We start from the raw sequence: 23,407 nt of genomic DNA, 5'->3' as shown, positions 1-23,407 counted from the left end.
CCTCACCCCACCTCCACCGCCTGTCCCCGTCGCCCCGCCCGCGCCTCAATCCCCAGCGCCTTCATGCGGGACGCCAGCGTCGTCGGCCGCAGGCCGAGGCGCTCCGCCGCGCCGCCGGCCCCCGAGACCTTGCCGCCGGAGGCCTCCAGCGCGGCGAGGATGCTGGCGCGGGTGCGGGCGCGGCGGTCGGATTCGGTCTCAAGCTCCGCGCTGCGCAGCGCCGGGGCCGGAGCGAGGGGGGCGGCGGTGTCGGGCAGATCGATGTGAAGGCGGCCGTTGCGGGCCAGGATGATCCCGCGCTCAATGACGTTCTGCAGTTCGCGCACATTGCCGGGCCAGGGATAGGCCATGAGCCGGCGCACATCGCCCTCGCTGAGCTGGAGCGCGGCGCCGGCGGGCTTGCGCCGGGCGCCTTCGAGGAAATGGACGGCGAGCAGGGGGATGTCCTCGCGCCGCTCGCGCAAAGGCACGGATTCGATCGGCATCACGTCGAGGCGGTAGAACAGGTCTTCGCGGAAGCGGCCGGCGCGCACGGCGGCTTTGAGGTCGCGATTGGTGGCGGCGATGATGCGCACGTCCACGGAGCGGGTGCGCTCCTCGCCGATGCGCTCGAACTGGCCCTCCTGCAAGACGCGCAGCAATTTGCTCTGCAATTCCAGCGGGATCTCGCCCACTTCGTCCAGGAACAAAGTGCCGCGATCGGCCAGTTCGAACCGGCCGATGCGGTCGCGCAAGGCGCCGGTGAAGGCGCCGCGCACATGGCCGAAGAATTCGCTCTCGAACAGTTCGCGGGGAATGGCGGCGCAATTCACCCGGATGAGCGGGCGCTCACCACGCTCGCTGGCATCATGGATGGCGCGGGCGATCAATTCCTTGCCGGTGCCGCTTTCGCCGGTGATCAGCACAGTGGCGTCGGTGGGGGCCACCAGATCCACCTGGCGCAGCAGTTTCTGGATCGCCTCGGAGCGGCCGATGATGCCGCGATGGCTGCCCTCGGCGCGGATTTCCTCCTGGAGATAGGCGTTTTCCAGCTCCAGGCGCTCGCGCAGATGGTCCACTTCGGCCAAAGCGGCATGGAGTTGCTCGGTGGCCTCGCGCTTCTGGGTGACATCGCGGAACACCACCACGGCGCCGATCAGCACGCCGCGATCGCGCAAGGGGGTGGAGGTGTATTCCACCCACACCGGCTTGCCGGAGCGATGCCAGAACACTTCATTCTCCACATGATGCACGGCGCCGTCGCGGAAGGCGGCGTAGATCGGGCAGGCCTCGTGGGGATAATGGGCGCCGTCGGGGTGATGGTGGTGCACCATGGTGTGCATGTCGCGGCCGATCATTTCCTCGGCGGTCCAGCCCAAGATCTGCTCGGCGGCGGGATTGACGAAGGTGGTCTTGCCCTCCGCATTCACCCCATAGATGCCTTCGCCCACGGCGCGCAGGATCAGGCGGTTCTCGCGCTCGATATCCTCGAAGAAGCGGTCCACCCGCTGCCATTCCGCCAGCCCCTCGCGCATGAAGCGCTCGGCTTCCGCGTCGAGATCGCGGCGGTGGCGCGCCTCCAGATCGCTCAAGCTCAGCAGCAGCAGGCGCGCGCCGGCGTGGGGCAGCAGGGCGCCGGCATATTCCAGGGCGAGGGGGTGGCCGTCCGCATGCTGGGCGGTGAGGGCGCGGGTCCAATAGCTGCCCTTTTCCAGCACCGCCTGGGTGAAGACGATCACCGCCGGGGTCTGGCCGGGGTGGAGATCGAACACCGTGCGGGCCTGCAGCGCCGCGCGCGCGAACCCCAGCAAAGCGCAGGCGGCGGGGTTGGCATCGCGGATGCGGGCGCTGTCCAGATCCACGCACAGCAGCGCCTCCGGCGCGGCGGCGAAGGCGGGGCCGATGGCAAGATCGGGCGAGGGACGGGCAGGCATCGGGCGGACTCTGTGGCGCGGGCGGTTCACGAAAAGTCGTGAGTAGATGACGAGAGATCGTAATTCACGAAAAGTCGGAAATCCAGTGCCGCGATGAGACCCGTTCGCCGCGCTGGAAAACAACGGCCGGCGGGCTTTGGCACGGCGTTTGCGTAGAGGAAGCCAGACGTTCACGCCCCAGCGGCATCACACAAGCGAGGCGGTTCATGGCGAGCTTCGATCCCACCCGGCGCGGTTCAAGGTTCTTCTCCACCGGCTGCGCCTGCGGCCGGCATGCCTCCCAAGGCGAGCACGACCGTGCTGTCACCGATGCGGGCGAGGACACGCTCTATGCCAGCACGGTCGAGGCGGCCGTGCTGCGGGCGGTGATGCCGCACGGCCCCACCCGCCGCAGCTTCCTCTCCGCCGTGGGCGCCACCACGGCGCTGGCCGCCATCGGCCAGTTCCTGCCGCTGGGCTCGGTGAGCGATGCGTTTGCCCAAGGGGCGGGGGCGCTGGAGAAGAAGGATCTGAAGATCGGCTTCATCCCCATCACCTGCGCCACCCCCATCATCATGGCCCATCCGCTCGGCTTCTATGCTAAGCAGGGGCTCAATGTGGACATCATCAAGACCGCCGGCTGGGCGGTGATCCGCGACAAGACCATCAACAAGGAATATGACGCCGCGCACATGCTGGCGCCCATGCCCATCGCCATTTCCATGGGCGTGGGCTCGCAGCCGACGCCTTATGTCATTCCCGCGATCGAGAATATCAACGGCCAGGCCATCACCTTGGCCATGAAGCACAAGGACAAGCGCGACCCCAAGATGTGGAAGGGGTTCAAGCTGGCGGTGCCGTTCGATTATTCCATGCACACTTACCTGCTGCGCTATTATCTGGCGGAGCACGGCCTCGACCCGGACACCGACGTGCAGATCCGCTCCGTGCCGCCGCCGGAGATGGTGGCCAATCTGCGGGCCGGCAATATCGACGGATATCTCGGCCCCGATCCGTTCAACCAGCGCGCGGTCTATGACGGGGTGGGCTTCATCCATCTCCTGTCCAAGGAACTCTGGGACGGCCACCCCTGCTGCGCGTTCGCCGCCAGCCAGGACTTCGTCACCCAGGCGCCGAACACCTTCCATGCGCTGGCGAAGGCCATCATCGATGCCACGGCCTATGCCCAGAAGGCGGAGAACCGCAAAGGCATCGCCGAAGCCATCGCCCCGGCCAATTATCTCAACCAGCCGCAGATCGTGCTGGAGCAGATCCTCACCGGCACCTATGCGGATGGGCTCGGCGCGGTGAAGACCGATCCCAACCGCATCGCCTTCGATGCCTTCCCCTATGACGCCTTCGCCATCTGGATTCTCACCCAGATGAAGCGCTGGGGGCAGGTGAAGGGGGATGTGGATTATGCCGGCATCGCCAAGCAGGTGTTCCTGGCCACCGGCACCGCCGATCTGATGAAGGAACTGGGCCAGACCCCGCCCACGGGCACGAAGACCATCGTGGTCATGGGCAAGGCGTTCGATGCGTCGAAACCCAATGACTATGTGGCCAGCTTCGCCATCAAGCGGAGCTGAGCATGGCGGTTTCGTCAGGCGTCTCGTTCGGCCTGCGCGCGCGGGCGCTGCTGGTCTCCGTTCTGCTGCTGGGCGGGTTTCTGCTCGCCTGGCATGTGGCGGTCAGCGGCACCTCGGCCACCCAGGCCATGGATCCGGAATATGCCAAGCTCATGGGCATGAGCGCCACCCAGGGCAAATCCAACATGCCCGGCCCGCTGGATGTGGGTGCCACGCTGTGGAAGCACCTTTCCAACCCGTTCTACGACAAGGGGCCGAACGACAAGGGCCTCGGCATTCAGCTGGCCTATTCCATCGCCCGGGTGAGCGTGGGCTATCTGCTGGCGGCGCTGGTGGCGATCCCTTTGGGCTTTCTCATCGGCATGTCGCCCCTGATGAACAAAGCGCTGGACCCGTTCATCCAGGTGCTCAAACCCATCTCGCCTTTGGCCTGGATGCCTTTGGCGCTCTATACCATCAAGGATTCCACCCTCTCCTCCATCTTCGTCATCTTCATCTGCGCCATCTGGCCCATGCTGCTGAACACCGCGTTCGGGGTGGCCAATGTGCGCAAGGAGTGGCTGAACGTCGCCCGCACCCTGGAGGTGGGGACGTTGCGCCGCGCCTTCACGGTGATCCTGCCCGCCGCGGCCCCCACCATCCTCACCGGCATGCGCATTTCCATCGGCATCGCCTGGCTGGTGATCGTGGCCGCCGAAATGCTCGTGGGCGGCACCGGCATCGGCTATTTCGTGTGGAACGAATGGAACAACCTCTCCATCGCCAATGTGATCGTCTCGATCCTGGTGATCGGCCTGGTGGGCATGGCGCTGGACCAGGTGCTGGCCGGCATCGCCCGTCTCGTGACCTATCCGGAGTGAGGCCATGAGCGAGCGCTATCTCTCCATGGAGGGCATTGCCCGCCATTTTGATTCGCCCAAGGGCCGCACCACGGTGTTCGAGGATCTGTGGTTCTCCATGAACAAGGGGGACTTCGCCTGCATCATCGGCCATTCCGGCTGCGGCAAGACCACGGTGCTGAACATCCTCGCCGGCCTCGATGCCCCCGACGAGGGCGCGGTGGTGGTGGATGGCAAGGCCATCGAAGGCCCGGCGCTGGACCGCGCCGTCATCTTCCAGAGCCACGCCTTGCTGCCGTGGAAGACCGTGCTCGGCAATGTGGCCTATGCGGTGTCCTCCCGCCATCGCGACTGGTCGCGGGACAAGGTGCGCGCCCATGCCTTGCGCTTCATCGAGGTGGTGGGGCTGAAGGGCGCCGAGCATAAGAGGCCGGCGGAACTCTCCGGCGGCATGAAGCAGCGGGTCGGCATCGCCCGGGCGCTTTCCATCGAGCCGAAGATGCTGCTGATGGACGAGCCGTTTTCCGCGCTCGATGCGCTCACCCGCGGCACCTTGCAGGACGAAGTGCGGCGCATCTGCCTTCAGACCGGGCAGAGCGTGTTCATGATCACCCACGACGTGGACGAGGCCATTTATCTGGCCGACCGCATCGTGCTGATGACCAACGGCCCGCAGGCCTGCATCGCCGAGATCGTGGAGAACCCGCTGCCGCGCGATCGGCGCCGGCTGGACCTGCACAAGCAGCCGGACTTCTACGCCGTGCGCAATCATCTGATCGATTTTCTGGTGGAGCGCTCGCGCACCTTCAAGGACGCGCTGCCGCCCGATTACGACCGCCGCCACCCGCCGGTGGTGCGCCCCACCCACAGCGCCCCGCCGCCGCCCGACGGCGTGCGAGCCGCCTGAACTTGAGACCACAGGAGAGACGCCATGAAGCGCGAAGAGCTGACCGAAAAGATCCTCGACATCAAGCGCGAGAAGGGCTGGACCTGGAAGCACATCACCAATGAGATCGGCGGCATGTCGCCGGTGCTGGTGGTGGGGGCGCTGCTGGGCCAGATGAAACTGGTGAAGCCGCTGGCCAAGGCGGCGGCGGAATTGTTCGGCCTCACCGAAGCCGAAGAGCGCATGCTCAACGAAGTGCCGTACCGTGGCACCCCCATGCCGCCCACCGACCCCTTGATCTACCGATTCTACGAGATGGTGATGGTCAACGGGCCGGCGTGGAAGGCGCTGATCGAGGAGGAGTTCGGCGACGGCATCATGTCGGCCATCGATTTCGACATCGAAATCGGCCGTCTGGAGCATCCAAAGGGAGATAGGGTGAAAATCGCCATGTCGGGAAAATTCCTGCCGTATAAATATTACGGGGCTGAACAAGGCACGCCGGAATACGGCTTCAAGGAAGCTTGATGTGATTTAAGGCGTGCGCACCGGTCCTGCGGGGGAACGGGAAAGGGGCGTGGAACTCAGGTTCTGCGCCCCTTTCTGCTTTTTTAGCCCCCGATTCCGGCCGATGCGCCGGCGGCGCCGAGACGGCCGGAGAGGTCTGCGGCAATGCGACGCAGGCGCGCGCCGAGGTCCGCCACCCGCTCCGGCGTCGCCTCCTGTTCCAGCAGGCTGAGCGCCAGGCCGGCCACCGCCAGGCCGGAATAATCCTTCACCGGCGCGCCGATGCACACCATGCCGTCGCGCACTTGGCCCTCATCCAGGGAAAATCCCCGCGCGCGCGTGGCGGCGAGTTCCGCCAGCAGGGTTTCCATGTCGCCGGCGCTGCGGCTTGTCATGGGTGCCGGCCATTGGCCGCCCAGGAGCGCGCGCACCTCCTCCGGCGAGCGGGTGCTCAGCATGGCCATGCCGGTGGCGGTAAAGGGGGCCGGCAGGCGCATGCCGATGCGGAAGGTGAAGCCCAAGGGGGCGGAGCTGTTGCGGCAGGCGAGATAGACCACCTCGGTGCCCTCCAGCACCGTCAGCATGATGGTGTAGCCCTCCAAAGCGGGGGCCTGCGCGAACACCCGCTGGAATTCCCCCACCAGGTCGAACTGCCCCAGAAAACCGCTGGCCCAGCTCATCAGATGCGGGCCGAGCCGGAAGGTGCCTTCCGGCGAGCGCGCCAGCAGGCCCAGCTCCACCATGCAGCCGATCAAGCCATGGGCGGTGCTCTTGGGCAGATCCAGCGCCCGCGCCAGATCCGCCGCCGTGGGCGGGGTGGGCTGGGCGCTCACATGGTCGAGCAATCGCACCGCGCGCCGCAGCGCCGGCACGCTCTCGCCTGCCGATTTGGAATTGTCCTGAGGTTCCATTGGGTCATCTTGACGAAAGCGTTTCGGACGGCAATAGTTCAATTCAACGAATATAGTTCAACTAATTGAACTTGAAAAGCCGTCGGGAGACGAAACGTGCTGCAGCTGAAAAATCCGGCTTTGCTTCGGAATGCCTGCCTCGTGGACGGGGCGTGGCGCCCCGCCGCCAGCGCCGCGCAAATCGCCGTCACCAATCCGGCGGACGGCTCGCTTGTGGGCCATGTGCCGGTGCTGTCCGCCGCCGAAGTGGCGCAGGCGGTGGATGCGGCGGCGGCCGCCTTCGGCCCGTGGGCGAAGAAGGCGGCGCGGGAGCGCACCGCCATCCTGCGGCGCTGGTTCGATCTCATCTTGCAGAATGCGGACGATCTCGCCGCCCTGATGACCGCCGAGCAGGGCAAGCCGCTGGCGGAAGCCAAGGGCGAGGTGATCTATGCCGCCTCCTTCATCGAGTGGTTCGCGGAAGAGGCCAAGCGCGTCTATGGCGACGTGATCCCGGCGCCCACCACCGACAAGCGCCTCATCGTCATCAAGCAGCCGGTGGGTGTGTGCGCGGCCATCACCCCGTGGAATTTCCCCGCCGCCATGATCACCCGCAAGGCCGCGCCCGCATTGGCCGCCGGCTGCGTGATGATCGTCAAGCCCGCGGAACAGACCCCGCTCACCGCGCTCGCTCTGGGTGTGCTCGCCGTGGAGGCGGGCATTCCCGCCGGCGTGCTGCAGATCGTCACCGGCGAGGCCCGCGAGGTGGGCGGCGTGCTCACCGCCAGCGATAAAGTGCGCAAGCTCTCCTTCACCGGCTCCACGGAAGTGGGCCGCATCCTGATGGCGCAGTGCGCCCCCACCATCAAGCGGCTGTCGCTGGAGCTGGGCGGCAATGCCCCGTTCATCGTGTTCGACGATGCCGATCTCGATGCGGCGGTGGAGGGGGCCATCGCCTCCAAATATCGCAATGCCGGCCAGACCTGCGTCTGTACCAACCGCTTCTATGTGCAGGCGGGCATCTATGATGCCTTCGCCGCCCGCCTCACCGAGCGGGTGCGGCAATTGCCGGTCGGCGCCGGCACCGAGCCCGGCGTGCTGATCGGTCCGCTGATCGATGGCGACGCCATCGCCAAGGTGAGCGACCATGTGGCCGATGCATTGGCCAAGGGCGCGGCCGTCACCGTGGGCGGCGCGCTGCACGCCCTCGGCGGCACCTTCTTTGCGCCGACCGTGCTCACCGGCGTCACCTCCGCCATGAAGATCGCGCGTGAAGAAACCTTCGGCCCGGTGGCGCCTTTGTTCAAGTTCGAGACCGAGGCCGAGGCCGTCGCGCTTGCCAACGACACCGAATTCGGCCTCGCCGCTTATTTCTACACCGAGAGCGCGCGGCGCAGCTGGCGGGTGGCGGAAGCGCTGGAGTACGGCATGGTGGGGCACAATACCGGTCTCATCTCCAATGAGGTCGCCCCCTTCGGCGGCATGAAGCAGTCCGGCATCGGCCGCGAGGGCTCCAAATACGGCATCGAGGAATATCTCGAGATCAAGTATTTCTGCTCCGCCATTTCCTGATCATCTGCTCAACATCGATAACGCCCGCGCGCTGCTCCATCGGCAGACGCGCGGGCGCTGCGGGATCGCGCGCTGCGATCCCTCCCGCCTTCTGCGGCGGCCGCGCCGTCGCGGCACCGAACCCCAGCCCTTCTCAGGAGGATCTGCTGATGAGCCAAGGCCTCACTCCGTTTGAATTCCGCACCGTGCCCGCCATCCAGCTGGAATGGTCCGGCGCCCAGCGCCTGGGCGAGATCGTGGGTACGCGCTTTGCCGCCCGCAAGGCGCTCCTCGTCACCGATGGCGGGCTGGTGAAGGCGGGCATCATCGCCCCCATCACCGCGAGCCTGGAAGCCGCCGGCTTTGCCGTCACCGTGTTCGACGATGTGGTGGCCGACCCGCCGGAGCATGTGCTGCACGCCTGCGTCGCCAAGGCCAAGGCGGCCGGGGTGGACATCGTTATCGGTCTCGGCGGTGGCTCCTCGCTGGATGTGGCCAAGCTCGCCGCGGTGCTGCTGGTGTCCGAGCAGCCGCTGGCGGATCTCTACGGCATCGGCAAGGTGCAGGGCTCGCGCCTGCCGCTGGTGCAGGTGCCCACCACCGCCGGCACCGGCTCGGAAGTGACCAACATCACCATCCTCACCACCGGCGAAACCACCAAGATGGGCGTGGTCTCGCCCCAGCTTTATGCCGACTTCGTGCTGCTGGATGGCGAACTCACCATCGGCCTGCCGGCGGTGCACACCGCCGCCACCGGCATCGACGCTATGGTCCACGCCATCGAGGCCTATACCTCGCGCCACCGCAAGAACCCGGTCTCCGATGCCTTGGCCCGCGAGGCGCTGCGGCTGCTGGGCGGCAATCTGATCGCCGCCTGCAAGGACGGCAAGAACCGCACCGCGCGCGAAGCCATGCTGCTGGGCGCCATGCTGGCGGGCCAGGCCTTCGCCAATTCGCCGGTGGCCGCCGTCCATGCGCTCGCCTACCCGCTGGGCGGCCACTATCACATTCCCCACGGCCTCTCCAATGCGCTGATGCTCGGCCCGGTGCTGCGCTTCAACACGAAGGCCGCCGCCCCGCTTTATGCGGAACTGGCGGATGTGGTGGCCGGTCCTGGCACCGGCAGCGTCGAGGCGCGCGCCGAGGCATTCGTCGCCAAGATGCAGGCGCTCATGGACGAGAGCGGCGCGCCGCGCCGCCTGCGCGATGTGGGCGTGACCGACAACAGCCTCGCTTTGCTGGCCGCCGACGCCATGAAGCAGACCCGGCTGCTGGTGAACAATCCGGTGGAGGTCACCGAGGCGGACGCGCTCGCGCTCTATCGCGAGGCGTTCTGAGCCCGCGTGTTTGCTGCCGGGCGGTTCGGCCCGGCACGAGATGCCCTCAGGGCGGAATGCACCCATTCGGCATCGGCCCCGCGCCGATGCTGGTGGTCTATTGGAGGAAACGATGACCGATATTCGGCTCTATATGCTTCAGTCCGGTTCGTTGAAGTGCAAGGTGCACAACATCAAGATGAACCAGGGCAATGGCGCGGATTATGAAATTCCCGTGCCGTTCTTCCTCATCACCCACCCCAAGGGCCACACCATCATCGACGGCGGCAATGCGGTGGAAGTGGCCACCGATCCGCGCGGCCATTGGGGCGGCATCTGCGACGTCTATCAGCCGGTGATGTCCCCGTCCGAAGGCTGCGTCGAGCAGGTGAAGGCGCTGGGGTTCGATCCGGCGGATGTGAAATATGTGGTGCAGTCGCATCTGCATCTGGACCACACCGGCGCCATCGGCCGCTTCCCCAATGCCACCCATGTGGTGCAGCGGGCGGAATATGAATACGCCTTCACGCCGGACTGGTTCGCCGGCGGCGGCTATATCCGCAAGGATTTCGACCGGCCGGGCCTGCGCTGGCAGTTCCTCAACGGCACCGTGGACGACCATTACGACCTCTATGGCGACGGTACCCTGACCACGGTGTTCTCGCCCGGCCACGCGCCGGGGCATCAGTCCTTCCTGGTGCGGCTGCCCAAGTCCGGGCCGATCCTGCTCACTATCGACGCGGCCTATACGCTCGATCATTGGAACGAGCAGGCGCTGCCCGGCTTCCTGGCCTCCACCGTGGACACGGTGCGCTCGGTGCAGAAGCTGCGCACCTTGGCGGAAAAGACCGGCGCGCAGGTGGTCACCGGCCACGATCCCGATGCCTGGCCGAAGTTCAAGAAGGCGCCGGGCTATTACGACTGAGCCGAGGTCCTGAAAACGGAAAAGGGCTGGTGGCGTGCGCGCCACCAGCCCTTTTTTCGTTTCGTCAGAGGGTTGGCCTCAGTAGCCGAGCGCCATGCCATCCTTGCGCGGCTCGGAGCCGGCGGCCAGCACCCCGGTGTCCGGGTCGATCCAGATCATCTGCGCGCCGCCCAGAGGATTGGGCGCCCACTTGGCCTCATGGCCGCGCGCCTGCATGGCGGCCAGCAGCTCGGCGCCGCAGTCCGGCTCCATCTCCAGCGCGCCGTTATAGGCGAAGCTGCGCGGGGCCTCCATGGCCTGCTGCACATCCATGCCCCGGTCGATGATGTTGGTCAGCAGCTCCACATGGCCCATGGTCTGATACTGACCGCCCATGACGCCGAAGGGGGCGACGGTCTTGCCGTCCTTCATCAGCATGCCGGGGATGATGGTGTGTAGCGGCCGCTTGCCCGGGCCGATGGCATTGGGATGGCCCTTGATGAGGCGGAACTGCGCGCCGCGATTGTGCAGCAGATAGCCGCTCTTGGGCGGCATGATGCAACTGCCGAACTGGTGGAAGATGGAGTTGATGAAGGAGATGGCATTGCCCTCTCCATCCACCACGCACAGATAGATGGTGTCGGTGTGCGCCACCTTCGGCCACACGGTGGGCGGGGCCGCCTTGGCCATATCCACATTGGCGCGGGCATGGGCCGCCCAGTCCGGCGACAGCAATTCGTCCACCGGCACCGAATTGTGCATGGGGTCCGCGAACAGATGGTCGCGGTGGTGATAGACCTGCTTGTTGATCTCGGCGAACAGATGCAGCCGGTCGGCCTCGTTCAGCGCCTCGGGGGAGAGGTCGTAGCCCTCCAGCGCGTTGAGCATCATCAGCACGCCCAGGCCCTGGCCGTTGGGCGGGCACTCATAGACGTCATAGCCGCGATATTTGGTGGTGACGGGGGTGACATATTCCGCCTGCGCGGCGGCAAAGTCTTCCAGCGTGTGGACGCCGCCCAGTTCCCGCAGCCGGGCGACGGAATCTTCCGCGATCTCGCCGGTATAGAAGGCATCGCGCCCGCCCTCGGCGATCTTGCGCAGCGTGGCGGCGAGCTTGGGCTGGTAATGGATGTCTCCCGCCGCCGGGGCCTTGCCGCCGGGCAGGAACACCGCCACGCTTTCCGCATCGCGCTGCAGGCGCGGGCCATATTGCGCCCAGTCGTGCGCCACGCGCGGCTGCACCACATAGCCCTCTTCCGCCATGCGGATGGCCGGCTGGAGCAGGTCGCCCAGGGACATGGTGCCGTGGTCGTCCAGCAGCTTGCTCCAGGCGGCGATGGCGCCGGGAATGGTCACCGCGTGGGGGCTGTCCAGCGGGATCTCGGTCATCCCCTGGTCGATGAGCGCCTCGACGCTGGCCGCCGCCGGGGCCTTGCCGGAGCCGTTGAGCGCGATGGGGGCGCTGGCGCCCTTGGGCGTATAGAGCGCGAAGCAGTCGCCGCCGATGCCGGTCATGTGCGGATCGACCACCGCCTGCACCGCCACCGCCGCAATGGCGGCATCCACCGCATTGCCGCCCGCGCGCAGCACATCCAGCGCCACCAGGCTGGACATGGGATGGGAGGTGGCCACCGCCGCGGTGCGGGCATAGACGGTGGAGCGGCCGGTCTTGAAGAAACTACGCACGACGAACGTCCTTGTTGCAGGCACGATCAGCTTAAAGCTGCCCGCGCGACGTAATGGCCCGGCTCCGCTTCCACCAGTTCGTGGGCGAGCGGGTCGTCGGGCAGGGCGGCCACTTCCGGCAGGCGCGTGCGCGCCCGCTCGAGGGCCGGATCGGGAACCGGCACGGCGGACAGCAGCCGCCGGGTATATGGATGCAGCGGATTGCCGTACAGCGCCGCGCTGGGCGCCAGTTCGACGATCCGCCCCTTCCAGATCACCGCCACACGATGGCACAGATAGCGCACCATGCGCAGGTCATGGGAGATGAACAGATAGGCCAGCCCCATCTCCTCCTGCAAATCCTGCAGCAGATTGACCACCTGGGCCTGGATCGAGACATCCAGCGCCGCGATGGGCTCGTCCGCCACGATGAAGGACGGGCGCACGCCGATGGCGCGGGCGATGCAGATGCGCTGGCGCTGGCCGCCGGAGAACTGGTGCGGGAACCGGGCCATGAAGCGCGGGTCCAGACCCACCTTACTGAACAGCTCCGCCACCAGATCGCGGCGCTCGGCGGCGGTCTTGCACAGGCCGTGGATCACCAGCGGCTCGGCCACATAGTCGCCCACGGTCATGCGCGGGTTGAGGGCGGAATAGGGATCCTGGAACACCATCTGCATGCGCTGGCGCATGCGGCGCATGTCGCGGCCGCTCTGTTCGGCCAGATCCACGCCCTCGAACGCCACCACGCCGGAGGTGGGCGGGTTCAGCATGGTCACGGCGCGGCCGATGGTGCTCTTGCCGGAGCCGCTTTCGCCCACCAGGCCGAGGGTCTCGTTGGGCATGATGTCGAACGAGACGTTTTCCACCGCCTTGAACACGCTGTGGCCGAAGCCCCAACCGGCGCGCAGCGCATAGTGCTTGCAGAGGTTGCGCACCGAGACCAGCGGGTAAGGCGCCTTGGCCGGGGCCGATGGGGAGGGGGCTGCGAGGGGAGCGATCATGGCACGGTCTCCGCGGCCACCAGCGCCGGCAGATCATACCAGGCGGAGACCAGATGGCCGGGGGCAGCGCCCGGCGCCTGGGCGAGGGGGGCCGCCTCTTCGAAGCAGCGGGCGGTGGCATAGCGGTTGCGCGGGGCGAAGGGGTCGCCCTTGGGCGGAAAACGCATGTCCGGCGGGGCGCCGTCGATCTGGGTCAGGCGGCGGCGCTGGCCGACGGGGGCGGACAGGTCCGGCAGCGAGCGCAGCAGGCCCAATGTGTAGGCGTTGCGGGGATCGCGGAACACGTCATCCACCGGGCCGCGTTCCACCACCCGGCCCGCATACATCACCTGCACCGTGTCGGCGATGCCGGCCACCACGCCCAGATCATGGGTGATCCAGATCACCGCCATGCCGATCTCGCGCTTCAGTTCCTTCACCAGCTCGATCACGTCCGCCTGCACGGTCACGTCCAGCGCGGTGGTGGCCTCGTCGGCGATCAGCAGCTTGGGGCGACAGGAGATGCCCATGGCGATCATGATGCGCTGGCGCTGGCCGCCGGAAAACTCGTGCGGATACTGGTCCAGCCGCTGGGCGGCATTGGGAATGCGCACCATGTCCAAGAGTTCGATGGCCCGCTTGCGGGCTGCATCCGCACCCATGCCCAGATGCAGGCGCAGCGGCTCGCTCACCTGCAGGCCCACGGTCATGGAGGGGTTGAGCGAACTCATGGGATCCTGGAACACGAAGCCGACGCCGCCGCCGCGCACCTTGCGCAATTCCGGATCGGACAAAGTGAGCAGATCGCGGCCTTCGAACAGCACCTGCCCGCCGGCGAGACGGCCGGGGGGCATGGGGATGAGGCGCAGCATGGCGAGCACATGCACGCTCTTGCCGGAGCCGCTTTCGCCCACCACGCCGAGGGTCTCGCCCTCGCGCAAGGTGTAGGACACGCCGTTCACCGCGTGCACCACGGTGTCGCGATCCACGAATTGCACCGCGAGATCGCGCACCTCCAGCAGAGGCGGGCGCTCGGTGAGGGCGGAGGTTTGAGCCATGCCCGCCCCCTCAGCCGCGATGCCGGGGATCGAGCGCATCGCGCAGCCCGTCGCCCAGCAGGTTGAAGGAGAGCACCACCAGGAAAATGGAGAGGCCGGGCCAGATGGCCATCCACGGCGCCTGGGTGAGGAAGTTCTTCGCGGTATTGAGCATGCTGCCCCAGGAGGGATCGGGCGGCTGCTGGCCGAGCCCGAGGAAGGAAAGGCTCGCTTCGGCGATGATGGCCGCGGCGATGGTCAAGGTGGCCTGCACCAGAATGGCAGGAATGATGTTGGGCAGGATGTGCCGCAGCACGATGCGCAAAGGCGTCGCCCCGGCGGCGCGGGCCGCTTCCACAAATTCCTCCACCTTGGTGGACTGCACCTGCGCCCGCGTGAGGCGGATGAAGATGGTGGTGGCGGACAGGCCGATGGCGATCATGGCATTGGTCAGCGTCGGCCCCAGAAAGGCGGCCAGCGCAATGGCCAGGATCAGGAACGGGATCGCCAGCATGGCATCGGTGAGGCGCATGAGGGCGGCCTCGGTCCAGCCGCCCGCATAGCCGGCCAGCAGGCCGATGGGCAGGCCCAGCGCCACGGCCAGCGCCACCGAAACCAGGCCGGCGGAGAGCGAGGCGCGGGCGCCGAAGATCACGCGGGAGAGCACGTCGCGGCCCACTTCGTCGGTGCCGAACGGGTGCGCCCAGCTGGGGGCCTTGCGCACCGCCATCCAGTCGGTGGCGATGGGATCATAGGGCGCCACATGGGGGGCGAAGGCGGCCATGGCGATGAAGATCACCACCACGGCGAGCCCCAGCATGGCGCCGCGCCGACGGGTCAGCCGGTACAGGCCTTCCTGCAGCGGGCTGAGTTCCTTGGTGACGGGGGGCGCCGACTTCGGCGCGGGGGAGGCAGCTTGAAGGCTCATGACCGGCGCAGCTTCGGGTTGACCAGGAAATAGGCGAGATCCGCCAGAAGGTTGAGCAGAATGTAGGTGGTGGCGGTGCACAGCACCACGCCCTGAACCACCGCATAGTCGCGATTGAACACCGCATCCACCATCAGCTTGCCGAAGCCGGGCACCGAGAACACCTGCTCGGTGAGCAGCGCCCCGGAGAGCAGCGCGCCGAACTCCAAAGCGCCCAAGGTGATCACCGGCACAGCAGCGTTGCGCAGGCAATGGCGGATGATGACCGAGCGCGGCGACAGCCCCTTGGCCCGTGCGGTGCGCACATAATCCGAGGACAGCACCTGGAGCATGGCGGCCCGGGTGTGGCGCATCATCACCGCAGCGATGGAATTGCCCAGCACGAAGGCCGGCAGGATCATCGCCCGCAAATTCTCCCACAGATTCTCGAACGGCGAGACATAGCCCGAGGCCGGCAGCCAGCCGAGATGCACCGAGAACAACAGAATGAGCATGATGCCCAGCCAGAAATTCGGCGTCGACAATCCCCACAGCGCCACCGCATTGGCGGCATAGTCCGCCGCCTTGCCGTTGTTCACCGCCGACAGGATGCCCATGGGCACGCCGATCAACAGCGCGATGGTCATGGCCATGGCCGCCAGTTGCAGCGTCACCGGGAATTTGGCGATGATGAGCTGCGCCACCGGCTGCTGCAGGCGGATGGATTCGCCCATGTCCCCATGCAGCACGCCGCCGATCCAATAGGCATAGCGCACCGGCAGGGGATCATTGAGATGATACTTCTCCCGGATGAAGGCGATCACCTCCGGGTCTTTTTCCTCGCCGCTGATCGCGATGGCCGGATCGCCCGGCAGCAATTGCTGCAGGGCGAAGATGATCATGGACGCCAGGATCACGGTGGGGATCACCGAGCCGAGGCGCTTGAGCAGGAAACGGAGCATAGGGTCTGGCCGTCCGGTCAGTCGAGCTTCAGGCCGGTGAAGCGCACCAGGCCATCGGGGTAATTGGCTTCCGTGAAGCCGGTGAGCTTGGGCGTGTAGGCCCACATCAGCTTGCGGTGGTACAGATAGAGCATCGGATTTTCGGTGAGCACCACTTCAGCAAGGGCCTGCCAGGCGGTTGCGCGCCCCCGTGGGCTGCTGGCGAGCCGCTGGCCGTCCAGCGCCGCCTGGGCCTTCTCGTTGCAGAAACGGGTGTAGTTGATGGCCGCCTTGCAACCGAGGAAGTTGTAGGTGTTGCCGTCCGGGTCCGGCCGGCCGCTCCAGGCCCACAGGAAGGCTTCGAAATTGCCCTGGTCGCCATAAGAGAGCGCGGTGCCGATGTCGGTGGCCTGAAGCTTGACGTCGAAGCCGGCTTCCTTGGCCATGGCCTGCACCACCTGCCCCACCTGCTGGCCTTCATTGGTGGTGTAGACCATCAGCGTCACCGGCACCGGCAAGGTGACGCCGGCTTCCTTGAGCAGCGCCTTGGCCTTGGCGACGTCGCGCGTGGGCACCGGAAAATCCTTCACATAGAAGGGATTGGTCGGGCTTACCCACTGGTTGCCCGGCATGTTCTCGCCGTTGAACACCACCTGGTTCAGCGCCACGCGATCAATGGCCAGGTCGAAGGCCTGCCGCACGCGGGAATCCTGGCCGATGACCGAGCCGGCCTTGGCGGTGTTGAACAAGATGGCCTGATAGCCCAGCTCATAGGTGGAGCCCACCTTCAGCTTGCCTTGCGCCTTCACCTCCGGCAGGTCGGTGGCGGCGAGGCGCTCCATCAGCTCCAGCTGGCCCGAGCGCAGATTGGTGAGGCGCACGGTGCTGTCGGGGATGGTGCGGAAGTCGATGCGCTTCAGGAAGATGTTGTCCTTGTTCCAGTAGCCGTCGAACTTCTCCACCGTGATGCGATCCTGCGCCACCCGCTCGACGAATTTGAACGGACCGGCGCAGACCGGGGCGGTGGCGAACTTGTCGCCCAGCGCGGCCGCCGCCTTGGGCGAGACCATCATGCCGGCGCGGTCGGTGAGCTGGGCCAGGAAGGGGGCCGAGGGCGCCTTGAGGGTGAGCTTCACGGTCAGCGGGTCCACCACCTCCACGGTGTCGAGGGCGGCGATCTCCGAGCGGCGCTGGCTGCCGGGCATGGTCTGGTAGCGCTCGAGATTGAACTTCACCGCCGCGGCGTCGAACTTTTCGCCGTCATGGAAGGTCACGCCGGGGCGCAGCTTCATGGTGATGGACTTGCGGTCCTCGGACAGGCTCCATTCGGTGGCGAGCTGGGGAATGATGGTCAGCTTGGCGTCGATGTCCACCAGCTTGTCGCACAGGGCGGCGAACACCATGCGGGTGGTGTAGCCGCGCGACAGCGCCGGATCGAGCGCATCGGGATCATCCAGCAGGCCGAAGCGCAGCGTCTGCGCCTGGGCACTTGTCGCCATGCCGCCGCAGGCCAGGCTGCCCGCGATCACCAGGGCGGCAAAAGTCTCTTTCCACATGGCTTCGGTCCTTGAAAAGAAGGGAAGAAAAATGGAGGGAGCGCCCGCCCCGAAAAAACCGGGGCGGGCGGGAAGGCATCCTCAGTCCAGCTTCAGGCCGGTGAAGCGCACCAGGCCGTCGGGATACTCGCCGAAGCCCTTGAGCTTGGTGGAATAGGCCCACAGCAGCTTGCGGTGATAGAGATAGATGAGCGGACGATCAGCCAGAACCACGGTGGCCAGATCCTTCCACGCCGCCTTGCGCACTTCGGGGTCGTTGTTCTGGCGCTCACCCTGGAAGGCGGCTTCCGCCTTCTCGTTGCAATAGCGCGGATAGTTCAGCGGCGCCTTGCAGGCGAGGAAGTTGTAGGTATTGCCATCCGGGTCCGGCCGGCCGCTCCAGTTATAGAGCATGAGGTCGTAATTGCCCTGGTCGGCGAGGTTGAGTGCGGTGCCGAAGTCGGTGGCCTGGATCTTCAGGTCGAAGCCCACTTCCTTGGCCATGGCCTGGATCACCTGCGCCGACTGCGCCGAGAGATTGTCGGAGAAGATGGTGAGGTTGACCGCCAGCGGCGTGGTGACGCCGGCTTCCTTCAGCAGCGCCTTGGCCTTGGCCACGTCGCGCTTGGGAATGGGGAAGGCACTGACATAATTGGGGTTCTTCGGGTTCACCCACTGGTTACCGGGCAGGAACTCGCCGTTGAACACCACCTGGTTGATGGCGTCGCGGTCCAGCGACAGTTCCAGCGCCTCACGTACCTTGGGGTTCTTGGCGAGCGGATTGTCCTTGGACAGATTGATCAGCAGGGTCTGGTAGCCCAGCTCATAGGTGGAGCCCACCTTGAGCTTGCTGTCGCTCTGCACCTGCGCCAGATCGGTGGGGGCGAGGCGCTCCAGCAGGTCGAGCTGGCCCGAGCGCAGATTGGTCAGGCGCACCGTGGTGTCCGGGATCACCTTGAACTCGATGCGCTTGAGGAAAATGGCGTCCTTGTTCCAATAGTCCGGGAACTTCTCCACCACGATGCGGTCCTGGGCGACGCGCTCAACGAACTTGAACGGCCCGGCGCAGACCGGGGCCGAGGGGAACTTGTCGCCCAGCGCCTGGGCCGCCTTGGGCGACACCATCATGCCGGCGCGGTCGGTGAACTGCGCCAGCAGGGGGGCGAACGGGGTCTTCAGATTGATCTTCACCGTGAGCGGATCGACCACCTCGACCGTATCGATGGCGGAGATCTCGCCGCGGCGCTGCGAGCCCTGCGACTTGAGGTGACGCTCCAGATTGAACTTCACCGCCTCGGCGTCCAGCTTCTCGCCGTCGTGGAACAGCACGCCCTCGCGGATCTTCATGGTCAGGGTCTTCTGGTCGGCGGACCAGGACCAGGAGGTGGCCAATTGCGGCACGATGGTCAGCTTGGCATCGATGTCCACCAGCTTGTCGCACAGCGCGGCAAACACCATGCGGCCGCTGAAGGTGCGGGCGAAGGTGGGGTCCAGCGCGTCGGGATCTTCCATCAGGCCGAAGCGCAGGGTCTGGGCCTGGGCGCCGGTGGCGAGGCCGGCGGCGAGCAGCGCCATGGCCAAGGTGCGTTTCCACATGGGACGGGTCCTTCCGAAAGGCTTCCGGCGCGGGGCGCGGCCGGTATGGCGAGGGGCGCAGGCGGGGCCGGGGCACCGCGCGGCGGGTGGGCAGTGTGAGCCGCCGACGGCGCGCGCACGGCTTCAGCGTGGCGGGCCAGGAGGCGGGTGAGAGGTCTTTGCTCCGCGTGTGGATGGGGATGCGGTCGCTTGGGTGCAGTCTTCGGCGTGTGTCTCGCTCGTCAGAATGATCGCCGCGTGGGGACGCGGCGGGTGGTGAAACCGGCCCCCCGACCGTGAACATTGTATGCAATACACGGGCCAATCTGGCGACGTCGCACCTGCGGGGCTGATTTGCGCCATTCGCGTGCAAACGGTGCCGGGTGCCGAAATTTCTTGCACCACTCCGCCTGCCGCAGGAGCATAATGGCGCCGCGGACGCCGCTGGATTGGCCTCTGTCCCAGGGAATGACCCATGCCCCATCTCGTTCGCTTCCTGATGCGCCATGCTGCCATTGGATTTGGCATCGCTGTGGTGTTCGTGGCGGTTCTGCTGGCTCTGGATGCCCAGGGCCTGCGGACCTTGATGTTTCGCGGTCCGGACGGCTGGCTGGCCGCCGGCGTGCTGGCCTTTGCCATGGGCCTGACCTTCGGCAGCGTGCAGATGGGCGTGGCGGTCATGCTGCTCACCACCCGTGAGGATGGTGGCAGCGGGCGGCGGTACCGGACGCGGGGGCAGGGGGGCGGACGCCTCGTTCCCGCGCCCGTGCGCCTGCCACGCCGCTGAAACGGCAACGTTTGTTGCCCAAGGTGTGGTCGTTTTTGGTCAGTGTCGCTGAGGCATGTTCGGCTTTGCCGGCGCGACCGTATCTGTTACAGCGGTACCGTCTTCGTTCGCGACTGGGAGAAGTCTATGAAGGGGGTTGGGATCGTGCTCGCAGCGGGGCTTTGGGCCTTGGCTGCCACGGGCGCGCATGCGCAAACCATTAGCTATGCCCAGGCCGGCGCCCAGCTGGCGCAGAGCTGCGGTCCGGACATCATGAAATTCTGTCCGGACGTCAATCTGGGCGGCGGCAAGATCCATGCGTGCCTTGAGGCCCATGACGCGCAGGTGTCGCCGCAGTGCAAGGCGGACTACGTGGCGATCCGCGCCTCCATCGCCAAGCGCGTGGGCGCCCAGCACGCCATCTTCAAGCTGTGCAATGCGGATGTGGCGCGGCTGTGCCCCGGCATGGTGGAAGGCGACGGCAATCTGCTGTCCTGCCTGCTGGAGGCCACCAAGGTGGTCAGCCCGAACTGCAACCAGGCCATCACCGACGCCGGCTTCCGCTGAGCGCGCCGCAACCAGATAAAGGAAGGACGACACCCATGACGTCGCCTATGATCCGCGTCGCGCTCGCCGTAGCGCTGGCCACGTCCGCCGCAGCGGTCGCTTTGCCGGCCCGCGCGCAGACCGAAATCTCCAATGCCCAGATCGTCCAGGGCCTCCAGGGGCTCACCGAGAATGCCCCCGTCATCACCGCGCAGAATTTGCGGCAGGCGGCTCTCGACCATCTGAACAACTTCCCCGGCGCCCCGCTCACCCGGCCGCCGCTGGCGATCCAGCTGGACAAGCTGGCGCAGATCACGGTGCAGATTCAGTTCAAGCTGAATTCGGCGATGATCCTGCCGGCGTCCTATGGCGCGCTCGGCTCCATCGCCGATGCGCTGCACAACCCCGTGCTCCAGGGCTACAAGTTCATCGTTACCGGCAACACCGACACCACCGGCAACCGCCAGTACAACATGAAGCTGAGCCAGGAGCGCGCCGACGCCATCGTCGAAGCGCTCACCACCGTGTTCAACGTGAACCCGGCGCGGCTGGAAGCGGTGGGCCTGGGCGAAGAATCGCTCCAGGACACCAAGAATCCGGAATCGCCCATCAACCGGCGGGTCCAGATCTTCAACGTCGGACCGCTCAAGCGCTGATTTTTCGCGCGCGGGTTTCGCGTTCAGCGGCGTCGCCCCTCACCGGGGCGGCGCCGTTTTTCGTTTGGCGCTCCGGTGCGCCCGCTGTCATGGGGCTGTCGCAGAACCGAGCTAGGAGAACCGTGTAAACGGTTTCATAGCTCCCCAAGAGGCCCCCTTGGCGCGTCCCATCACCATCCGCACCGTCGCCGAACGCGCCGGCTGCTCCATCGCGACGGTGAGCCGGGTCATCAACGGCACCGCCCGCGCCAGTGCCGATGTGGAAGCCCGGGTGCGCGCCGCCATCGCCGAGCTGGAGTTCCGCCCCAGCGAGATCGGCCGCTCGCTCAAGACCCTGCGCACCCGCACCCTCGGGGTGGTGATCCCCAGCCTGACCAATCCGGTGTTCGCCGGTTCCGTGGCCGGCATGGAGGCCGAGGCCCGCGCCCGCGGCTACACCTTGCTGCTCACCGCCACCGATTATGATCCCGAGCGGGAGCGGGAGCTGGTGGGCACGCTGGTGGCCCAGAGCGTCGCCGGCCTGGTGCTGACCGTGGCCGATCCCGATGCCAATCCCACCCTGGATCTGCTGGACGGTGAGGCCATCCCCTATGTGCTGGTCTATAACGAGCCGCAGCATGCGGGCCGCGCCGCGGTCACGGTGGACAATGCCTCCGCGTCCCGCGACCTCACCGTCGCGCTGATCGCCGCCGGCCACCGGCGCATCCTGTTCATTGCCGGGCGCTTCTCCACCTCCGATCGCTCGCGCCTGCGCCACCAGGGCTATCTGGCCGCCATGGCCCAGGCGGGCCTTGCCCCTGAGCCGGTGCTGGAACTGGACTATCTGGCGGACACCGCGGCCCACCGTGCCGCCCTGGAAAGCTTGCTCGCCGGGCCGGACCGGCCCACCGGCATCATCTGTTCCAACGATCTGCTGGCGCTCTCGGTCATCGCCGCGGTGCGCGACATGGGGCTGGCGGTCCCCGCCGACGTGTCGGTCGCCGGCTTCGACGGCATCTCCATCGGCCTTCTGGTCACCCCGCCGCTGGCGACCGTCTACCAGCCCACCCGCCGCATGGGCGCGCGCGCCATGGAGCGGCTGTTTGAGATCATGGCACAGGACACCCCACGCACTGTCGAGTGGCTGCCCTACGACGTGCGCACCGGCGGCACCCTGGCCCAGGCGCCAGACCTCGCGCCGGATCTGGCCGAGCGCCCTCCCGTTTCCCCATCCGCCCCAGCGTCCGCTGAGCGGATGTCCTCCCCGCCGACCCAAACCCCATCCCCAGGCCAGACCTCATCTCCAGGAAAGACCCCGCGATGAAGCCCGTGATCGCCTCCGCTAAATTCGCTTCGCTGCTGCTGGCCGCCGGCCTGCTGCTCGGCACCGCGCCCGCGGCCTCCGCCGCCGACGCCATCTGCTACAATTGCCCCACCGAATGGGCCGATTGGGGCGCCATGCTCAAGGCCATCAAGGCCGATACCGGCGTGGACGTGCCCCCGGACAACAAGAACAGCGGCCAGTCCATGGCCCAGATCATCGCCGAGAAGGCGAGCCCGGTGGCGGACGTGACCTATGTGGGCGTGACCTTCGGCATCAAGCTGAAGGACGCCGGCCTCACCCAGCCCTACCAGCCCAAGGGCTTTTCCGAAATCCCGGCCGGTCTGAAGGATCCCGAGGGCAACTGGTTCACCATCCATTCGGGCACGCTGGGCCTGTTCGTGAACAAGGATGCGCTCGGCGGCGCGCCGGTGCCGGCCTGCTGGTCCGATCTGCTGAAGCCCGAATACAAGGGCATGGTGGGCTATCTCGACCCGTCCAGCGCCTTCGTGGGCTATGTGGGCGCGGTGGGCGTGAACAATGCGCTCGGCGGCTCGCTGGACGATTTCACCCCGGCGCTGAGCTACTTCAAGAAGCTCCAGGCCAACCAGCCCATCGTGCCCAAGCAGACCTCCTATGCCCGCGTGGTCTCCGGCGAGATCCCGATCCTGTTCGACTATGACTTCAACGCCTATCGCGCCAAATACAATGAGAAGGGCAATTTCGCCTTCGTCATTCCGTGCGAGGGCTCGGTGGTGGTGCCCTATGTGATGAGCATGGTGAAGAACGCGCCGCACCCCGAGGCCGCCAAGACCGTTCTCGACTACGTGCTGTCCGACAAGGGCCAGGCCATGTGGGCCAAGGCCTATCTGCGCCCCGCCCGCGACGTGGCCCTGCCCAAGGAGGTGGCCGACCGCTTCCTGCCCGCCGCCGACTATGCCCGCGCCAAGCCGGTGGATTATGCCAAGATGGAAGCCGTGCAGAAGGGCTTCTCCGACAAGTATCTGGCCGAAGTGAAGTAAGGGGCGCGCTCGGTCTTCGCGTTCTTTGAAGCGAAGGCTGTGCCGCAGGCGCGCGGTGGAACCCTCCCCCCTTGCGGGGGCGGGCAGGGAGGGGGGTGAA

21 protein-coding genes are annotated in these 23,407 nt (G+C 66.6%); 12 read left to right on the top strand and 9 right to left on the bottom strand.

Translation table 11 applies throughout. The annotated features are described in order from the left end of the window. Positions 1 to 2 precede the first annotated feature (2 nt). Entirely contained in the window at positions 3 to 1,913 is a 1,911-nt protein-coding gene (locus tag AAG816_RS06310) for a sigma 54-interacting transcriptional regulator (RefSeq protein ID WP_341988713.1), read from the bottom strand. Positions 1,914 to 2,119: 206 nt separating this feature from the next. On the opposite strand from AAG816_RS06310, the gene AAG816_RS06305 reads away from it, so the two are divergent. Genes AAG816_RS06305 through cynS form a run of 4 tightly spaced genes read left to right on the top strand, consistent with a single transcriptional unit; the run spans position 2,120 to position 5,734 of the window. After that, positions 2,120 to 3,481 carry a CmpA/NrtA family ABC transporter substrate-binding protein gene (locus tag AAG816_RS06305; protein WP_341988712.1) on the top strand — a complete coding sequence of 454 codons (1,362 nt, stop codon included), beginning with the start codon at positions 2,120 to 2,122 and terminating at the stop codon, positions 3,479 to 3,481. Between the two features lie 2 nt (positions 3,482 to 3,483). Continuing rightward, positions 3,484 to 4,341 carry a nitrate ABC transporter permease gene (gene ntrB / locus AAG816_RS06300; protein WP_341988710.1) on the top strand — a complete coding sequence of 286 codons (858 nt, stop codon included), beginning with the start codon at positions 3,484 to 3,486 and terminating at the stop codon, positions 4,339 to 4,341. A gap of 4 nt (positions 4,342 to 4,345) precedes the next feature. Then, positions 4,346 to 5,227: an ABC transporter ATP-binding protein gene (locus tag AAG816_RS06295; protein ID WP_341988709.1), complete on the top strand. Its 882-nt coding sequence runs from the start codon at positions 4,346 to 4,348 to the stop codon at positions 5,225 to 5,227. A gap of 24 nt (positions 5,228 to 5,251) precedes the next feature. Continuing rightward, on the top strand, positions 5,252 to 5,734 hold the full coding sequence (gene cynS / locus AAG816_RS06290; RefSeq protein ID WP_341988708.1) for a cyanase: 483 nt from the start codon (positions 5,252 to 5,254) through the stop codon (positions 5,732 to 5,734). An 83-nt stretch (positions 5,735 to 5,817) separates the two neighbouring features. On the opposite strand, the gene AAG816_RS06285 is transcribed toward cynS, so the two are convergent. Next, positions 5,818 to 6,624: an IclR family transcriptional regulator gene (locus AAG816_RS06285; RefSeq protein WP_341988707.1), complete on the bottom strand. Its 807-nt coding sequence runs from the start codon at positions 6,622 to 6,624 to the stop codon at positions 5,818 to 5,820. A 96-nt stretch (positions 6,625 to 6,720) separates the two neighbouring features. Here AAG816_RS06285 and AAG816_RS06280 point away from each other — a divergent pair, with 96 nt between their 5' ends. The 3 genes from AAG816_RS06280 to attM all read left to right on the top strand — a co-directional run bounded on the left by AAG816_RS06280 (position 6,721) and on the right by attM (position 10,395). Further along, on the top strand, positions 6,721 to 8,175 hold the full coding sequence (locus AAG816_RS06280; RefSeq protein ID WP_341988706.1) for an NAD-dependent succinate-semialdehyde dehydrogenase: 1,455 nt from the start codon (positions 6,721 to 6,723) through the stop codon (positions 8,173 to 8,175). A gap of 149 nt (positions 8,176 to 8,324) precedes the next feature. Next, positions 8,325 to 9,491: an iron-containing alcohol dehydrogenase gene (locus tag AAG816_RS06275; protein ID WP_341988705.1), complete on the top strand. Its 1,167-nt coding sequence runs from the start codon at positions 8,325 to 8,327 to the stop codon at positions 9,489 to 9,491. A 112-nt stretch (positions 9,492 to 9,603) separates the two neighbouring features. Next, positions 9,604 to 10,395 carry an N-acyl homoserine lactonase AttM gene (gene attM, locus AAG816_RS06270; RefSeq protein WP_341988704.1) on the top strand — a complete coding sequence of 264 codons (792 nt, stop codon included), beginning with the start codon at positions 9,604 to 9,606 and terminating at the stop codon, positions 10,393 to 10,395. Between the two features lie 78 nt (positions 10,396 to 10,473). On the opposite strand, the gene ggt is transcribed toward attM, so the two are convergent. The 7 genes from ggt to AAG816_RS06235 form a co-directional block, all read right to left on the bottom strand. Beyond that, complete coding sequence (ggt, locus tag AAG816_RS06265; RefSeq protein ID WP_341988703.1) at positions 10,474 to 12,060, bottom strand: gamma-glutamyltransferase; 1,587 nt, start codon at positions 12,058 to 12,060, stop codon at positions 10,474 to 10,476. A gap of 26 nt (positions 12,061 to 12,086) precedes the next feature. Further along, entirely contained in the window at positions 12,087 to 13,043 is a 957-nt protein-coding gene (locus tag AAG816_RS06260) for an ATP-binding cassette domain-containing protein (protein WP_341988702.1), read from the bottom strand. After that, entirely contained in the window at positions 13,040 to 14,080 is a 1,041-nt protein-coding gene (locus AAG816_RS06255) for an ABC transporter ATP-binding protein (RefSeq protein ID WP_341988701.1), read from the bottom strand. Before AAG816_RS06255 ends, AAG816_RS06260 begins: the two co-directional genes overlap by 4 nt. Positions 14,081 to 14,090: 10 nt before the next feature. Further along, complete coding sequence (locus AAG816_RS06250; RefSeq protein ID WP_341988700.1) at positions 14,091 to 14,987, bottom strand: ABC transporter permease; 897 nt, start codon at positions 14,985 to 14,987, stop codon at positions 14,091 to 14,093. Then, on the bottom strand, positions 14,984 to 15,928 hold the full coding sequence (locus AAG816_RS06245; RefSeq protein ID WP_341988699.1) for an ABC transporter permease: 945 nt from the start codon (positions 15,926 to 15,928) through the stop codon (positions 14,984 to 14,986). The genes AAG816_RS06250 and AAG816_RS06245 overlap by 4 nt, the downstream gene beginning before the upstream one ends. Positions 15,929 to 15,945: 17 nt before the next feature. After that, entirely contained in the window at positions 15,946 to 17,406 is a 1,461-nt protein-coding gene (locus tag AAG816_RS06240; RefSeq protein ID WP_341988825.1) for an ABC transporter substrate-binding protein, read from the bottom strand. Between the two features lie 138 nt (positions 17,407 to 17,544). Next, a complete protein-coding gene (locus AAG816_RS06235) occupies positions 17,545 to 19,038 on the bottom strand; it encodes an ABC transporter substrate-binding protein (protein WP_341988698.1) in 1,494 nt (497 codons plus the stop codon). 454 nt (positions 19,039 to 19,492) lie between these two features. Here AAG816_RS06235 and AAG816_RS06230 point away from each other — a divergent pair, with 454 nt between their 5' ends. The 5 genes from AAG816_RS06230 (at position 19,493) to AAG816_RS06210 (ending at position 23,307) form a co-directional block, all read left to right on the top strand. After that, positions 19,493 to 19,804 carry a hypothetical protein gene (locus AAG816_RS06230; RefSeq protein ID WP_341988697.1) on the top strand — a complete coding sequence of 104 codons (312 nt, stop codon included), beginning with the start codon at positions 19,493 to 19,495 and terminating at the stop codon, positions 19,802 to 19,804. 126 nt (positions 19,805 to 19,930) lie between these two features. Continuing rightward, complete coding sequence (locus tag AAG816_RS06225; RefSeq protein WP_341988696.1) at positions 19,931 to 20,350, top strand: cysteine rich repeat-containing protein; 420 nt, start codon at positions 19,931 to 19,933, stop codon at positions 20,348 to 20,350. A gap of 35 nt (positions 20,351 to 20,385) precedes the next feature. After that, positions 20,386 to 20,985, top strand: coding sequence for an OmpA family protein (locus AAG816_RS06220; protein WP_341988695.1), 600 nt, complete (start codon positions 20,386 to 20,388; stop codon positions 20,983 to 20,985). Positions 20,986 to 21,142: 157 nt separating this feature from the next. After that, entirely contained in the window at positions 21,143 to 22,288 is a 1,146-nt protein-coding gene (locus tag AAG816_RS06215) for a LacI family DNA-binding transcriptional regulator (RefSeq protein WP_341988694.1), read from the top strand. Then, positions 22,285 to 23,307 (top strand): ABC transporter substrate-binding protein, encoded by a 1,023-nt coding sequence (locus tag AAG816_RS06210; RefSeq protein WP_341988693.1) that lies wholly within the window; start codon positions 22,285 to 22,287, stop codon positions 23,305 to 23,307. The genes AAG816_RS06215 and AAG816_RS06210 overlap by 4 nt, the downstream gene beginning before the upstream one ends. Positions 23,308 to 23,407: the final 100 nt, after the last annotated feature.

Origin of the sequence: Azorhizobium sp. AG788, assembly GCF_943371865.1 — a bacterium.
In the GTDB taxonomy this organism is placed as follows: Bacteria; Pseudomonadota; Alphaproteobacteria; order Rhizobiales; family Xanthobacteraceae; genus Azorhizobium.
The sequence above is the reverse complement of the archived record's forward strand: the minus strand, read 5'-3'. Positions and strand labels throughout refer to the sequence as shown.

What these genes read in the sequence shown, in the direction of transcription:
- AAG816_RS06310 (WP_341988713.1), bottom strand. Translation starts at nt 1,913, where the DNA reads ATGCCTGCCCGTCCCTCGCCCGATCTTGCCATCGGCCCCGCCTTCGCC.
- AAG816_RS06305 (WP_341988712.1), top strand. Translation starts at nt 2,120, where the DNA reads ATGGCGAGCTTCGATCCCACCCGGCGCGGTTCAAGGTTCTTCTCCACC.
- ntrB (WP_341988710.1), top strand. Translation starts at nt 3,484, where the DNA reads ATGGCGGTTTCGTCAGGCGTCTCGTTCGGCCTGCGCGCGCGGGCGCTG.
- AAG816_RS06295 (WP_341988709.1), top strand. Translation starts at nt 4,346, where the DNA reads ATGAGCGAGCGCTATCTCTCCATGGAGGGCATTGCCCGCCATTTTGAT.
- cynS (WP_341988708.1), top strand. Translation starts at nt 5,252, where the DNA reads ATGAAGCGCGAAGAGCTGACCGAAAAGATCCTCGACATCAAGCGCGAG.
- AAG816_RS06285 (WP_341988707.1), bottom strand. Translation starts at nt 6,624, where the DNA reads ATGGAACCTCAGGACAATTCCAAATCGGCAGGCGAGAGCGTGCCGGCG.
- AAG816_RS06275 (WP_341988705.1), top strand. Translation starts at nt 8,325, where the DNA reads ATGAGCCAAGGCCTCACTCCGTTTGAATTCCGCACCGTGCCCGCCATC.
- attM (WP_341988704.1), top strand. Translation starts at nt 9,604, where the DNA reads ATGACCGATATTCGGCTCTATATGCTTCAGTCCGGTTCGTTGAAGTGC.
- AAG816_RS06260 (WP_341988702.1), bottom strand. Translation starts at nt 13,043, where the DNA reads ATGATCGCTCCCCTCGCAGCCCCCTCCCCATCGGCCCCGGCCAAGGCG.
- AAG816_RS06255 (WP_341988701.1), bottom strand. Translation starts at nt 14,080, where the DNA reads ATGGCTCAAACCTCCGCCCTCACCGAGCGCCCGCCTCTGCTGGAGGTG.
- AAG816_RS06250 (WP_341988700.1), bottom strand. Translation starts at nt 14,987, where the DNA reads ATGAGCCTTCAAGCTGCCTCCCCCGCGCCGAAGTCGGCGCCCCCCGTC.
- AAG816_RS06245 (WP_341988699.1), bottom strand. Translation starts at nt 15,928, where the DNA reads ATGCTCCGTTTCCTGCTCAAGCGCCTCGGCTCGGTGATCCCCACCGTG.
- AAG816_RS06240 (WP_341988825.1), bottom strand. Translation starts at nt 17,406, where the DNA reads ATGGCGACAAGTGCCCAGGCGCAGACGCTGCGCTTCGGCCTGCTGGAT.
- AAG816_RS06235 (WP_341988698.1), bottom strand. Translation starts at nt 19,038, where the DNA reads ATGTGGAAACGCACCTTGGCCATGGCGCTGCTCGCCGCCGGCCTCGCC.
- AAG816_RS06230 (WP_341988697.1), top strand. Translation starts at nt 19,493, where the DNA reads ATGCCCCATCTCGTTCGCTTCCTGATGCGCCATGCTGCCATTGGATTT.
- AAG816_RS06225 (WP_341988696.1), top strand. Translation starts at nt 19,931, where the DNA reads ATGAAGGGGGTTGGGATCGTGCTCGCAGCGGGGCTTTGGGCCTTGGCT.
- AAG816_RS06220 (WP_341988695.1), top strand. Translation starts at nt 20,386, where the DNA reads ATGACGTCGCCTATGATCCGCGTCGCGCTCGCCGTAGCGCTGGCCACG.
- AAG816_RS06210 (WP_341988693.1), top strand. Translation starts at nt 22,285, where the DNA reads ATGAAGCCCGTGATCGCCTCCGCTAAATTCGCTTCGCTGCTGCTGGCC.